This window comes from Endozoicomonas sp. SESOKO4, from assembly GCF_024606275.1.
In genome coordinates, this window is record NZ_JAHHPS010000544.1 from 1 (window position 1) to 13,951 (window position 13,951).

A 13,951-nucleotide genomic window follows, 5' to 3' on the forward strand; every position below is an offset into this window, starting at 1 on the left:
CCTTCCGTGGCGAACTCACCGCCCAATGGCGTGCCGAGAATCCGGAACTGATCAGCGGCGAAAACTCCGCAGAGGCACTACTGGCAAAAATCAAGGCAGAACGTGCTACAGTGACAACAAAAAAGGGCCGCAAGCCCCGTACCCCAAAAGCCTGCTAGACCGCCGAAGCATAAATTGCCCATGAAAATCGTCAAACTCTGTTTAACCCATTTTCGCTGCTTTGAGAAGGCCGAGTTTGAGCTTGGCGAGCGCATGACCTTGATTATTGGCGATAATGCCAAGGGTAAGCATACCGCCCCACACTGTTGCGACTGTTAAAAAGGACAGGGGGACGCACCGACAACGATCATTGTCGTAAACTCAAGGATGAAGCCAGCCGAATATACAACACCCAGGCACAGGCAGACGATAACGCCCAACCTGAGAACCTGCCAGTCCTGATTTATTAAGGTACGGGTCGACTATGGGCCGGGCAAAAGACCAAAAAGTCGAATCAGTTCAAGAGTGCCAATATTGCCTTTGGCTACTATTGCGGGCTGAAACCCGATGCCCAGAATAAAAGATTAATGCCTTGGCTGGAGCATGCTGATCGTATCGCTTATCAGAAGCGATCAGAAAGCAATGGTCTGGCGGCTGTGTTGGACACGATTATCAAGATGATTCCGGGAGCCACCAACAGCTACTACTCACCGAACTATAGTGAACTTGTCGTTGAGTTTGAAGATAACATTTTTCCGTACTCAGACCTGAGTGATGGTCAGCGCAATATCATTACCCTGGCGGGTGACCTGGCCATGCGATGCGCCCACCTTATGGATTGTACAAATAACCCCGGCCAGGTTGCTGACCAATGGAATCGAGGCGTTGAGGATATTGTTACTGAAGTAATGGGGGTTGATAATCCACGCAGTGATCTCTACCAAAAAATGATGGAGACGGCTTAACGAACTTCATGACGAGCATAATCGGCTGGTTGACGAGTTTAAAGGCAGAATGACTGCATCAATCGTGCTAATAGTCTCAAAGAAGTCAAGATTGACTTTTATAGTTTCCTGAAGTAGGAATACGCTTTGAAAACTAATAGGAAATAAATATGAGTAAAAACAACACCATTCTAATTTCATCAGCACTATTGATCATTTCAGCATGGCTTGGGTCCGGCATCCTATTGTATAAAACCCCAAATCATGCAGAACTTGGTGACATGTTTGGAGTCATTAACTCACTCTTTTCAGGGCTTGGACTTGCGGGTTTAATCTACACACTTCTACTTCAGAGAGAGAGCCTCGAGACCCAGAGAAACGAGCTGAAAAAGCAAGAGACAGAACTCAAAAATCAAAGAAAAGAATCTGAGAAACAAAGATTCGAGAGTAGTTTTATACAAATACTTCAGATCCATAACAACCTTACCCGTTCTCTGCGAATATTCGATGAAAAAAGTGACAAATTCATCCACGGCGTTGATTGCTTCTCATATCTATTACAGGAACTTTACGCCATGAATCCTGACTTTACAGGAGTGACCTCTGGAATTTACCCAAGAGATAAAGAATCCTTCCAAGAAGCTTATAATAAACTGAGAAATAAATATGATAATAATTTCAGCCATTACCTCCGTTCAATCTACCACTTACTTAAATTTATAGACAGTTCAAGCATTGATGAAAAAAGCAAGCCTCCATTCTATAAAATGGTCCGGGGACGACTGACCTCAGACGAACTCAGGGTTATTTTTTATAATTGCATCTACCATGAAAAAGATGACTTTAATAACCTGATCGCAAATACCGCACTCTTGAAATATATACCTAACAAAGAGTGGAGTGCCGAGTCAGAAAAGTACAACCTGAAACCAGAGTCCTTTGGCTGAAGATACGCCGAATAAGTCACTCATCGGGTTAAGAGCCACGGGATGAACTCAACCCCATCACCATCGGGCCATAAGCCCGAACCAGTCAATTAAGACCGGCTGGGCATTTTACTCTCAGCCAACTTCCCCAGCCAGTTTTTGGGCGACGTAGTGCTCTCAAGGCAAAACTCAACCTCTGGCTTGCCCCTCATTTGTCCATAGACTTTAGAAAAAGATTGAAGCTCTGATATTGATACTGACTGTTGGCTACCATCAGCGAACAGCAGATTAATGTCTGATCGACCTGCCGCTTTGTAGACAACCGCAGCCTGATGGTTTTCAGCCATTAATTTCTTCAATAGCCCTTTCATATTTCCGCTGTCAGAATCATTACCCACCAGCAGAATGGCTTTTTCAACTACTGGCTCATTATGGTCAGATACCTGCCACTTCCCTTCTATGATCTTTTGTCCATAGTTCATTTTGCGAATCTCACTGCTCAGCTGACTATGGGCTGCTGCATTTTCTTGAGTACTCACTCCCTCCCGATAGGCTGAAATAATACCTGCAGCGCCCTCTGACGTGAAATTTGCGACATCCAGATTTTCACTGTGAACTTTATTCCTGCCCATAACCCTCTCCTTATTACTTTTCTAGCAGTTTATAACAATGTTTTAGCCTGATAATCACAATAATTTCTGCTACTGATCCCGATCAACCCAGACAAAGTGACTGTTATCCAAAACGGTCTCTCCCTGCCATCGGTAGGCTGCCAGACGGCCTCCTTTCTTCGCAACACTATAATCAACACAGGCCACGTAGTCAGTTAACTTTTGGGGTAAACCAGATAGCCAGTAGTGACCGATAAATACTGGAACTGAATCATGGTAATGAAAACGTCCAGTCTCAACAGGTACCTCTGGTAAAGACCCCACACCCGGACCAATAGCCACATCAGCGAGGGTTTTAGCCTTTTTATCCCACCAGCGAATACGTGTAGCTATGCGCTCTTTTCCGTCTTTATCTTTAAAGCTGGTACCATCTGGCAGATCAATTTCAACGCCCTTTAACAGGTACTCAATGGCAGTGTAGAGCGAATGTGTTTTATTGGATGCCAATGTATAAGCTTCAGGTAGCAGACAATTTCTGTCATCCAGCCAGGGTTTAGCCAGCTCAAGACTTTCCTGATGCCAGCAGGCATGAACTAGCCGAATACCTCCAAGATCAAGAAATACCGGAAGGGTCTTAAACCACTCAATAACCTCTCTATGCTGTGGTGATCCCAGCGGGAATTCATCCAGAAAAGCCTGATGAGCTTTCTGGTTGCCAGGTTTGCTATGTGACCGAAGGTATTCCCCTTCCTTTGATGAATCTGGAGTGGCGTAGCAGATCGCATTGAATTCATGATTACCCATCACTGCAAAAGCAGCCCCTGACTCTACCATCGAGCGGCAAATATTTATGGTCCGTTGCTCCTGCAGTCCCCTGTCAATAAAATCCCCCAGAAAAATAGCTTTTCTCACAGGATGGGCAAATACTCCTACGGTTTCTTTATATCCCATCTTTTGCAGCAGAGCCTCAAGCTCCTCAGCCTGCCCGTGAATATCTCCGATAATGTCGTACATGCTCTTGCTGACGATGACCAGTAACTCTGAGTTTTACTACCAAAACACATTGATTAGTCTGTGACAAGCAAATCAAATTTTATAACGGTAAAATAGCCCTATATGGGACAAAAAAGAATTTTATAAGATGAAAAGATCACAGTTGGAAGTACACCTTGCTCTGAGAGAACTACTCGAAAGGGGCAGTATTTCACCTGATGAATATCGCCTGCGCCTGGCCAGTTTGGGCTACTTGGCAGAATGTCTGGTTTTGGTAGAAGAAAAAACCATGGAGCTTATTGCAGGACTTAAACGTATTACTGAAGATGATGGCAAAGAACTAACGATGGCATTGCAGGCTTATCTCAGCTATTCATACACACTGAACACCAGATTTTTTGCAGCGTTTTTTTCTAGAACGATACCATTGGAAGTAAAAGTAAAAGCTCTTCAAGTACAGGAAGTTGCTGATATTGCACGACCAACCCCGTCTTATGAGGCACATAATCCTGCCCAAACACTAATGGAGGATGACCATAAAGTTATACAAATGCTTATGGCCACGGGTTTTTATGAATTGGCTGAAATGGCAGAGCGAAACAATGCCATGCAATTTATTGAATATGCATTTGGTTTGTTTGAAGTAGAAATAAGTAGAGCATATGAAGCAAAAGCCAGTGGGAGTAAATCGCCAGAACATTATGAAATTTCTAAACAAATCATCAAACGCTTATCCAGTGGCATTTGGAAAAACCAACAAAAAAATGGTGAGACTATAACTTCCAAAGGCAAAATGGCGGAGGCAATGAGTGAGCTTTTATCAAGTTTGAAAGATTTAACAGATTGGCCGAACAAAAGCATTTCGGACAAAGAACAAGTTCAAAAACTGAGCACTGTACGAAACATGATGATTCCGACCAAGGAATACATACAGAGAGAATGGCTCAAACACGCCCCGGATTCAGCATCCAAAGGGGGAAGACCAAAGAAAGGCTCCAAACCTGAAACTTTAAATAAAGAAACCCTGCGACAGGTTGCTTTAACAGAGTTTTAGCTTGCTACTGCAATTTTTAATAGTCCGAAGTTCTCCAATAATCAGCCATAGCAATAAAACAAAGGAGACATTGCTATGGCTGACCAATCTAAGGCCAACCTCAGTGACACTCATCCAGATCGCTGGATCAAACTGCCAGAAGTTTGTGAGCTGACGACATACAGTCGAAGTTCCATTTATCGCCTGATTGCAGGAGGTGCCTTCCCCGCCGGTATACGCTTATCGGCAAGATGTACTGTCTGGCGCGAAAAAACAATATTGGCCTATATGGCAATGAGAGAGAACGAAGCTGCCAACCAAACAGAGTTTGTACAAGGTGCCTGAAAATGCAAGCAAATGGAATTAAGAAAATGAAAACAGATGAGAGCCAAACAACGAAAACCGGAACTGTCCGAGAAGCCATAACTTACTTCGTAAGGATGAGTTTCAAGCCATTCGATGTCAGTGACGCCAGGGACGACTACCAGCTAGAGATTCACAAGAACCGGCAAATCGGTTTTGAAATTACCATTGAGAGAAAACACCAGGAAGACTTGATCGCTACGGTTGACGCAGATATTCAGGTTTTCAAAACACTCTTTGGTGCTGATGTGACCCGGCAGGACATCTCAGAGGCTTTTTCTGAAATTCTTCATCACCAAGAGGTTTGGAAGCCTTGGAAAAAAAGACTGCCAGGAGCCCATTGGCTGCACTTTAAGCCAACAGACAACTACTGGGGGATGGTAGAACTGCTGGCAGAACAAGAGAGTATTTCATCGGTCAGCGCCAAAAACCTATTCCTGATCAGTTACGTAATGGCTGGTTACCTGGTTAATCTTGCAGAAAATTGTGAGCAAGCAGGGCATGTTGCTCCTGCGCTGGAACGATTTATTAAAAAGCATAGGTTACTGACCAGAGAAGAAGCAGGAAGGAAGCTGGAAGCACTTAATCCATTTGGGGAGGTATATTTATGAAAGCCTCACCGCTTAAACGGCAAGACCTGAAAATGGCTGAAGCATTCTTGAACCATTTGGCCGGACAGGGGGCCTGCCACCAGTTCAGAATCATCCACAAAAATGTCAGCGCCCAAAATATCTGCGGTACCTTTGCTGAAAGCAAAGACCGGTTGATGCGGGCAAACCAACAGGGTGCAGACATTTTTGTTGTGGTCAATGAGACTGATGGCAAAGGCGGTAAGGATGCCAATGTGGTCGGCGTGAACGCTGTGTTTCTTGATCTTGACGGTGCGCCTCTGGCGCCCGTTAAGAAAGAAGGAGTGTTACCACCACATATGATCACAGGAACCAGCCCTGACAAGTACCATGTTTACTGGAAAGTGGAGAATTTCCCAGTCGATCAATTTAAACCAGTGCAGAAAGCCATTGCCAGACGTTTTGATGGAGATTCTTCAGTCTGTAACCTTAGTCGTGTAATGCGAGTTCCGGGCTTCCTCCACCATAAAGGTGACCCGTTTCTGAGCAGTGTGTTAGAGGCTCACGACCACAAGGCTTACACATTGGATAAGGTCATCGAGGGGTTAGGACTTAGCATTGGTGAAGTCAACCAATATAAGCCTTCCAGCCAGGTGTTAGTTGATCTCAATGTGTCATTGGGCGACGGCGAAAGAACAGCGGCATTGACCAGCCTGATTGGTTCCTGGATACGGCAGGGATTCGACAACCAGCGGATATTGGCAGGGCTTCGGTTATGGAACAGTCAAAACAGTCCACCTTTATCGGATGAAAAACTGGTAAAGACGCTGAAGAGTATTCGTTCATCGGATGATGAAAAAATAGCGGCAAATGACCCGATTCTGTACGAGTACAATACCCGCTATTCTGTTGTTCGCGTCGGCGGCAAGACAGTGGTATTAGATCGTGGGGCGTCGGGCATTGAGGTCGCTTGCATGAGCTTTGAGGACTTCAACAAAGCCCAAATGAACCGGTTTACCAGAGATGGCAAAAGTGCCTCTCAATATTGGCTGAAACACCCTAAACGAAGTCAATATGAGCAGGTTGTTTTTGCCCCAGGAAAAGCGGCCAACGACGATGTATTCAATCTATGGCAGGGCTTGAGCTGTGAACCCATTGAAGGTGATTGCAACCTTTACCTGAACCATATACGCGACAATATATGTAACGGTGATGAGCAGATATACGATTACATCCTTGACTGGATGGCTCACCTTGTCCAAAACCCTGAGATACTGATTGGCATAGCCATTGTTCTCAGGGGCAGGCAAGGCACCGGTAAAGGCGTATTTGCCTCTTGGTTTGGCAAGCTGTTTGGCAGACACTACAAGCAGATTACCTCTACTGAGCAAATACTGGGTAGGTTCAATGCCATTCTTGCGGATAGCATTCTGGTATTCCTGGATGAGGTTTACTGGCCCGGTAAAAAGGAGTTACAAGGCTCCTTAAAAACCCTGATTACCGAAAAGCGCCGGATAGTTGAGTTCAAGAATAAAGATGCGACCCCCATGGATAACTACAACCGGGTGATCATGGCCACCAATAATGACTGGGCAGTGCCTGCTGGCGCAGAAGAGCGACGGTTTCTGGTACTTGATGTCGGTAACCAGCACCAGCAGGACGCCGCTTATTTTGAAGCCATTTCAGAGCAGATGAATAACGGTGGCCTTGAAGCCCTGCACCATCTGCTGGTAACCCGGGATATCTCTTCAAAGAACCTCCGGGATGTCCCTAAAACCGATGCATTGCTCGCCCAGAAAGAGCAAAGTATGGGGCCTGCTGAAAGTTGGTGGTATACCTGCCTCCATGATGGACAGCTTTACCCTCATAATCAGGAATGGCCAGAACATACCGATAAAAAACAGCTCTACGAGGCTTTTAAAAACTCAGCAGGGTCTAAAGCTGAATATACCGCGAATAATGCCTTCTACCGTAAGTTGAAAGAGATGTCACCAAACATCAATACAAACTGCAAAATACGGGAGAAGGGTAAACAGTTCAGGGTCGTCAGACTTTCAGACTTAAAAACCAGCCGTGCTGATTTTGAAGCTTTTCTCAAGCAGCCTGTGGAGTGGGGGGAGTAGGTTCGACCTACTCGCTCATCTATCAACCTATTCAAAGCCTGCCAGGTGATCCGTGTTTCCGGGTTAGGCAGGTTTTTTTTTTTGCTTTTAACCGCTGCTCTAACTGCAGTAAAAAAAAGTAGTTACAGGATATATTTATTTTTAATATTTTTTGAGTAAAAACATGGATACCCGTCCCAGTCCGGTATTACCAATACTTCCAGATGTGGCAGGTTTCAAACAAATATTAAAAAGCCGCCCCAAAATTCCAGAATTTTTTTTCAGTTTCCATTTCTGGGAAAATCGCAAAAATCCGACTTCCATCTGAACCACAGGGTTTAGGATTCCGAGATAAAAAGGCACCCATCCCCCTTTCATAGACCCCCTCTTCTTAAACGGCTATGGCAGGAATTAAACTTTCTCCCGGGACTCCTGGCAAAGGGCAGAGATTATTAGTTGGTGGGGTTCGGGGAAAATGACAAAGGTCAGAGATCAAAGCCCATAGAGATCTGCCAGTTGCCGAATAGCTTTTAACCGGTCGGAAACGGTATCGGCCACATGGTATGTTTCCATCAGCATCAGTGCCAGTTTGTCCCGGGTCATATCATGACGTTTCTGAAGCCGTTCCCGCTGCCTGCGTATCCCCTCTTTCACCGCTGGATGCACTAACAGCTTGGCCGCTGTTGAGTGGGGGTTGGTAGTACGATAACCTGCCTTCTTTACAGCCTCAGCCACCGAAGAAGGGTTATTGATATATTCCTCGACAAATGTCCTTTGTCGTGCGTTGAGTGCCATCTGTCATCCATCCCTGAACTAGAAAAACCTCTACTTATATTTTACCAGATTGCTGCTCACTCTGACTTTGTTGAAGTCACCCCATAGCCCAGTGCCTTGAAACCTTTTCCAATCTCCCTATCGACACCGTCAATCTTAGAGAGCAATGTGCTTCGCTCCTCTCGTATCTCCTTTAGGGACTGCTGGCCGCATTTATCAATAGGCTTGAGGTAGAGAGTAGTGTTTAAATTGTAATGATTGGCTGCAATCTCATTAATAGTCACTAACCGACTTTTAGCACCTGATTTTCGGCTAAAATAATTATCAACAACGAACTCAACAGACTCCTCTTTTAATTGATTCAACGATCTCCCGGGAAGATATTGATCAGAAACATCTATAAACTGTATTAGCTGATCTGACTTATTCGCTTTAAATATCAAAAGCACTGTAGAAACTGGGCTACCAGCAAATAACTTTGGAGGTAAAGCAATAATCGCATCTAAAAGATTGCTTTTAACAATCCGCTTTCTGATCGTTCCTTCTGTGTTTTTCCTGAACAAAACACCATGCGGCACAACAATAGCCATCCGTCCATCTTCAGGCCTCATACTTTTCAGCATATGGATTATATAAGCGTAATCAGCACTGGTCTGAGGAGGAAGCACGGTATCATATGAATGAGCATGAAATTCATTTTCTTCAGTAGAGTTATGTTTATACCACCTTTTTTGTCCCCAGACCGGAACTGAAACAACCGCATGGTAATTACCCTGAGGCACAATACTCTTATCACACCCTATTGCGTCTAATTTTTGTAATGGATCACTGGATGACAGTTTAAAGTCAAATTCACTAAATACCACCTGAGTGATTTTACCCAAGGCTATCATCTGCTCATCTTTCTCTACCCCATGGAGATGGGATACCTTTGAGTTAGCAAAGGCAGAAAGCAGACAACCGACACTACAGGCTGGATCGTAAACATACTCATCCCCATTAACATCCATTAGCTTAACATACATTTTGGATAAACTGCTCTGAACCATCCTATAGCTCGCTTTGCGGCCTTGATGTAACCACCACTGGTTTAGAAAAGCGATCCAAAATGAGCAAACAAGGCTGCTTTGATTCCCCCAACTCAAAGAACCGAAGAGCTCATCCAACCTTATCCTCATTTCTTTCAAGACAAGGTTTTCTACTGCCTTATTGGTAACATCATCACTCTGCTCAACTTTAAAATCATAGTAAAAGTTTAAATAATGACTTCCAGATCTAATGGCCTGTTCAACAGAATATTCAGATGTAAGCCCCCCTCCTTCTTTCACAGATAGCTGAGCCTCATTCGGTTCTCTATGCTGTTCGTGGTAGTAAACGAAAAGTAAAGAAAATGTCCAAAAGAAATAATCGGGCTTTTTAGTTGAAATGATCAGAGCTACAAGATCTCTAGCCATAGTTTCAATTTCATTTACACCCTTTGTACCATTTTCATGCATGAATAAACCTCAAAGCGGGACATAAGTTATGCCATCAAATCTTCCACCATTGTTTGAAACTCCAGCTGACGGCTAACCATCAACTGCTGGTAGAGTCTTCTCTCTTTACTGATCATACGCCAGAGTGATAATACCTGTTCCTGTATAGATATAACTGGCAGAGTAATCACAAGAGACTCAAGCTGCTTCCGCCGGACAGAAGGCACAGTGCTACCCTCTTGCATCAAATGCCCCAGATGAACCTTATGGTTAATTTGCCAAGCAAGAAAAGCCGGTAACACCTTCTCAAAAATTGGCTTTATTCTGTATATATGTGCTGCAGTAACGACTGGCAAATCGGTAAAAGTATCCTCAATATAACTTGCTCTTGGTTGACCTCTCGACAAAAAAAGAACCTCTCCTCCCTGAACCCAGTGCCTGCTTCTAAATAAATCACTGTTTTGTACTTCTAGCTGAATTTTGGCCAGTTCTAACCGATTCACTGGCCTATCTGACTGAATATCCTGGCTTCGAATAACGTAAGTATTGCCCTCAACAAAAGGCTGAATGCTTTCTCGAAACGGATAACCTGCTGATATTTCGAACATTTCACCCAGTTCTGTCTTCACGAATAGTCCTCGACTAAAAAAATTAAAACACAGAAAGACTTTCTGAACTAATATAAATGATAGATGTCCAAATGGACAGTTGACACAAAAGCATTGCGATTTTTCAAATGCGTTTAAATAGTTCGAGAGACTCGAAGAACCAAGGGTTAAATGATGCTTTCGGGCATCAGAGATAAAAAAGATCATCAGCCAATAACAAGAAGTAGGGTATAAAAGATGTTAAAACACTTTTTTGATATACAACTGTCCGAAGGCAGCAGCTTTTCTCACATACTCGTAATCTATAAAATCCTTCACGGTATTATGAGCGGTAAGCAATATCAAAGTATTGCGATAGGCTTCCCTGAATACTATTGTGATCAGGGCATCAATGGGACTTCAACCATCGGAAAAACACTACGCATCTTTTCCACTTATTCGCAATTAATCGAATTAAAAAATCATCCATCTCTGAAAAATATTGCCAGCTCCGAAGAGGTAAATTTCTCTCCCATAGCTGAAGTCCCACCCCACGCAGTCCCGGTTCGCTTCATAAGAGATCGGTCCGTGGATCACTACTTCCTTAATTGCAGAAAGAATGAAAACTTTAGAGAGAAGGCAGGCGCGCTCCGTCGCTTGCCCTGTATATCCTTTACCAGCTCTGGTTTCTCGTCCCCCCATAAAAAAAGACACTGTTTCTCAGTATTTGTACGTCGCGAAGATGCTGATCAGCACATTACCGGTCCATACACCAATTACGGACTAAGTCTCTCTGGCAGTACAGTGCCGTGGTTTGAATAATAATATTAAGGAAGGACTTTTATGTTACTGGCAAACACCAAACAACAACCATTAGAAGCACACTCTGAGGCGATTGCTGAGTTAGCAGTCTGCATTAGAAGACACTTTTTTAACCCGGAGTTCCTTGAACATTTTGGTATCACCCCAGTTTATCTTGACGAGACAATATATCAGGCAGGACTTGATCATGATATTGGCAAGGTTGCTTCCACTTTTCAGCAGTATATACAGTCAAAGATAAAAGATAACGAAGACTACGAGCCATCGGGGGAAGATACTCGTTTTGATATCAACCAGGTACCGCTCCACCATGAAATCTCTTATTGGTTAGCAGGCCATAAAATTGATTCAGGTCTATTGCCAAAAAACATTTACCTGGAAGCCTATCTCTATGCAATCTATTGGCATCACGCTAAACCCGACAGAGATAATGATGAGCAAGATATCATACGCGACTACATTCGATGCGACGAACAGGCTATTCGAGAAAACCTAAAACAAATAGGCCAAGAACTGCCAACACAAAAGCTGTATTCTATCCCGGAGCACTTTGCTGACAAAACAGGGAAGGCATTCAAGATCACAGCAGAATTCAACCATTCATTTGATAACGAGACTGCCCTGGAGTTATTTGCCTCAATTCAGAAACGTAATATAACCAATACAATTGTTCGTCTCTGCCTTGTACTGGCAGATCGTACAATTTCTGCACTATCCGCAGAGAAATTACAGTCAACGCTTAAGCAAAAAGCCTATCAAGAAATAATAGAAAAGCACTTTTGGTCCTCCGAGAATTTATATCCAGCTATTGAGGACTATATTAATCAAAGCAAGACATTAGACCCCATACGTCATGACCTTCAGAGCGCAGCGGCTGAAGGGTTAGCCAGATTCGATCATATAACCTGTGATGGACCTCCTGGAGTAGGCAAAACTCGCATAGCATTAATGGCCTCGTTACTCCGCAAAAAACGGTCTGATGCTTGCTCACCACTGATCTGGATATGTCCCCGCGTTAATGTCTGTGAATCCATCCTGAATGAATTACAAAACTGCCTTCCAGATACATTAATACACCTGAAAACGGGTACCTCATCCACCTATATCTGTAACGGTGAAACGCTGCAGGATTCAAAACAGTCGAAAGAAGATATTACCATTACCACTATTGATCAAATGGCCAAGTGTCTGCTCTCTCACCCTGACCTTGGTGAGATTAGTCACTACCTCTCGGCCAGTGTTGTCTTTGATGAGTTTCATGAACTTTTTGAGCAGCCAGTATTTATCCCCATTCTCCATGAGCTGGCAATGCTTAAATACCTTCAAGGTGGGCGAAACATCACATTAATCTCCGGAACCATTAACCCATTGATGCTTAAGCTCTTTCCAAACGAATTTAGCGTGCCCGTCAAATGCCCATCATTTAACAAGTCAACATATCATGTAGTTGCCAGCAACTGCCCTTTTGGTGAACATGGAGAACCTCTGATCAATATTGGTGACAACGCCCTGCAAATAACCAATTACGCAAAGTCTGCTCAAATATCTACCCTGCATCTGAGAAAAAACGCCGTGATTCCCTATCATGGCCTTTATACCGAGCGAGACAGAGCCAGCCTCTTTGAAAAACTGATGACGCAGTGTAACGCTGAATGCACCAACCACCCCGTAAATGTTATTTCAGGCCCAGCTGCCCAAGCTTCATTAAATATCTCTCGCAAGAATGGTTTCATCGAAATCTCCACTCCTGAATCCACCCTGCAGCGTGTAGGCCGAACAAACCGATTTGGAGAACACGACAATGCATCATTAATATTTTTCTCCGATCCAGAGAAAATAACAAGTAAAAACTCATTAACAAAAATCAATAATCAAATATTCATTCAGCAAGGAACAGAGTACTTTGCAGGGGCTTTCCATGAATACCTGGCATTGTGCTTCAAGCATCAACAAAAGCTCACTATTTCTGAATTAGCTGAACACTATTATCGTTTCCATGATCTTATTATCGGTAATGAAATATATCTATCACCGTCGGAACTTTTCAGCTTCAGCTCTGTAATAGTTGACGATCTATTATCGATTCCTGAAAAAAAATGGCAGGAAATGCTCTCTAAAACAGAAAGAATAATGGAAGAAAAACTACAGGGCTCAAACTTTATAACGGTCAAGCAGATTCAGGAAATCTGGAAAGAATCGCTATCCGGTTTTGTACAGAAATCACAGCTGGATGAAATCATTAGTATAACTGGGAAAGAGCTAAGATCACTCACTCAAAGATGGCGAAAATGTGGACAAATAACAATGTTAGCCTTGTTAAGTAAATCTCAGGAAGTCTTCCAAAAAAACCACTGCTTTGAGCCTCTAAAAAAACTCACGGTTAATAACGAAAAAACCTCAACCCGGTTGTATTTAAGAGGTAGATCCATTTATGTTACCGCTCCTATCCTCACTCTCTATTTATCAGATGATAACACTACCAATAAAATTAGTTTTGACGGGTATACCCATGAGTCAGAAGACACACTCACCATATCAATAGACAGGATCGATGGCGACCATAATCTTGAGCGACTGAACGAAGATATCCTGCGAACGATAGACCATAAACGATACCAGAATCACTCTAAAAGTTATCGTTACGGGAATAAGAGGTTCAATATAGGGCAACGCATCATCTTTGATGCTCAAAACAACCACGACACTCCTTATTACCTCTCATGGATTACAGATAGTCAGTCAGTTAATTATGAATTACTGAACAATATCATTC

At 43.4% G+C, this 13,951-nt stretch carries 13 protein-coding genes; 8 read left to right on the forward strand and 5 right to left on the reverse strand.

Annotated elements, in window-relative coordinates:
• Positions 1-566 precede the first annotated feature (566 nt).
• The gene (locus KDK16_RS10495) at positions 567-944 is read left to right on the forward strand and encodes a hypothetical protein (RefSeq protein WP_257276042.1); all 378 of its coding nucleotides are present in this window, start codon (positions 567-569) and stop codon (positions 942-944) included.
• 149 nt (positions 945-1,093) lie between these two features.
• Entirely contained in the window at positions 1,094-1,870 is a 777-nt protein-coding gene (locus KDK16_RS10500) for a putative phage abortive infection protein (protein ID WP_257276043.1), read from the forward strand.
• A gap of 89 nt (positions 1,871-1,959) precedes the next feature.
• On the opposite strand, the gene KDK16_RS10505 is transcribed toward KDK16_RS10500, so the two are convergent.
• On the reverse strand, positions 1,960-2,481 hold the full coding sequence (locus KDK16_RS10505) for a hypothetical protein (protein WP_257276044.1): 522 nt from the start codon (positions 2,479-2,481) through the stop codon (positions 1,960-1,962).
• 69 nt (positions 2,482-2,550) lie between these two features.
• The gene (locus KDK16_RS10510; RefSeq protein ID WP_257276045.1) at positions 2,551-3,474 is read right to left on the reverse strand and encodes a metallophosphoesterase; all 924 of its coding nucleotides are present in this window, start codon (positions 3,472-3,474) and stop codon (positions 2,551-2,553) included.
• A gap of 127 nt (positions 3,475-3,601) precedes the next feature.
• Here KDK16_RS10510 and KDK16_RS10515 point away from each other — a divergent pair, with 127 nt between their 5' ends.
• The 4 genes from KDK16_RS10515 to KDK16_RS10530 all read left to right on the forward strand — a co-directional run bounded on the left by KDK16_RS10515 (position 3,602) and on the right by KDK16_RS10530 (position 7,541).
• The gene (locus KDK16_RS10515) at positions 3,602-4,507 is read left to right on the forward strand and encodes a hypothetical protein (RefSeq protein ID WP_257276046.1); all 906 of its coding nucleotides are present in this window, start codon (positions 3,602-3,604) and stop codon (positions 4,505-4,507) included.
• A 75-nt stretch (positions 4,508-4,582) separates the two neighbouring features.
• Positions 4,583-4,831, forward strand: coding sequence for an AlpA family transcriptional regulator (locus tag KDK16_RS10520; RefSeq protein WP_257276047.1), 249 nt, complete (start codon positions 4,583-4,585; stop codon positions 4,829-4,831).
• A 26-nt stretch (positions 4,832-4,857) separates the two neighbouring features.
• Positions 4,858-5,460, forward strand: coding sequence for a hypothetical protein (locus tag KDK16_RS10525; protein ID WP_257276048.1), 603 nt, complete (start codon positions 4,858-4,860; stop codon positions 5,458-5,460).
• Complete coding sequence (locus KDK16_RS10530; RefSeq protein WP_257276049.1) at positions 5,457-7,541, forward strand: DUF5906 domain-containing protein; 2,085 nt, start codon at positions 5,457-5,459, stop codon at positions 7,539-7,541. The genes KDK16_RS10525 and KDK16_RS10530 overlap by 4 nt, the downstream gene beginning before the upstream one ends.
• A gap of 471 nt (positions 7,542-8,012) precedes the next feature.
• On the opposite strand, the gene KDK16_RS10535 is transcribed toward KDK16_RS10530, so the two are convergent.
• From KDK16_RS10535 to KDK16_RS10545, 3 genes are read right to left on the reverse strand one after another with little or no spacing between them, the layout of a single operon-like run.
• Positions 8,013-8,315 (reverse strand): terminase small subunit, encoded by a 303-nt coding sequence (locus KDK16_RS10535; protein ID WP_257276050.1) that lies wholly within the window; start codon positions 8,313-8,315, stop codon positions 8,013-8,015.
• A gap of 56 nt (positions 8,316-8,371) precedes the next feature.
• Positions 8,372-9,790: an SAM-dependent methyltransferase gene (locus KDK16_RS10540; RefSeq protein ID WP_257276051.1), complete on the reverse strand. Its 1,419-nt coding sequence runs from the start codon at positions 9,788-9,790 to the stop codon at positions 8,372-8,374.
• A 26-nt stretch (positions 9,791-9,816) separates the two neighbouring features.
• Complete coding sequence (locus tag KDK16_RS10545; RefSeq protein ID WP_257276052.1) at positions 9,817-10,398, reverse strand: restriction endonuclease subunit S; 582 nt, start codon at positions 10,396-10,398, stop codon at positions 9,817-9,819.
• A gap of 216 nt (positions 10,399-10,614) precedes the next feature.
• On the opposite strand from KDK16_RS10545, the gene cas6f reads away from it, so the two are divergent.
• Complete coding sequence (cas6f, locus tag KDK16_RS10550; protein ID WP_257276053.1) at positions 10,615-11,178, forward strand: type I-F CRISPR-associated endoribonuclease Cas6/Csy4; 564 nt, start codon at positions 10,615-10,617, stop codon at positions 11,176-11,178.
• Positions 11,179-11,199: 21 nt separating this feature from the next.
• Positions 11,200-13,951 (forward strand): CRISPR-associated endonuclease Cas3'' (locus tag KDK16_RS10555; protein WP_257276054.1); only part of this gene is annotated, 2,752 nt, incomplete at its 3' end.